The sequence below is a fragment of the Bathymodiolus azoricus thioautotrophic gill symbiont genome, from assembly GCF_001298715.1.
GTDB lineage: Bacteria > Pseudomonadota > Gammaproteobacteria > PS1 > Pseudothioglobaceae > Thiodubiliella.
In genome coordinates this window covers 1-486 of the sequence record NZ_CDSC02000003.1, presented here as the reverse complement: position 1 = coordinate 486, position 486 = coordinate 1, and the positions used below count along the sequence as shown (strand labels likewise).

The following is a 486-nucleotide window of genomic DNA, read 5'->3' as shown; positions in this document are numbered from 1 at the left end:
CAGTATTCATAATGTGCGTGAGAATTTTCTAAAAGATTTAATCATTTCGTAAATCAATGCAACTTGTAATATTTTATAAAGGAAAAATAGATATCTACCTACATCACTCACATCATCGCTCCGTCTAAATATCTTATCAATATCGTAACTCAATGGTGAGGCAAAATCAACAATAGTTCTTGCATCGTAATTAAAGCCGTTAATCGAAACATAAAACAATATAACAATAAAAACAAAGCTTCCTATTGAGCGAATAGCACTCGTTCCAAAAGCACTTGTACAACATTCGAAAGTTAAAATAAATCTATCTAATAAATTTTTATTTGTTTTATTTTTTCTTAACACTTTTAAGTAAGTTTGGTATTCTTGTGTGTGAAATTCTAAGGCTTTAATTTGATCGTTTTGTTTAAGCGCAACATTTTTAAGGGTTAAAAAGGTTTCTCGATTGTCTGAACTAAACTCTGTATTATTATATTCCATCCTATC

The 486-nt window shown here is 28.8% G+C and carries 1 pseudogene; it reads right to left on the bottom strand.

Going from position 1 to position 486, the window contains the following annotated elements:
- Positions 1 to 6: 6 nt before the first annotated feature.
- A pseudogene (locus BAZSYMA_RS09735) lies at positions 7 to 486 on the bottom strand (hypothetical protein); the annotation flags it as partial.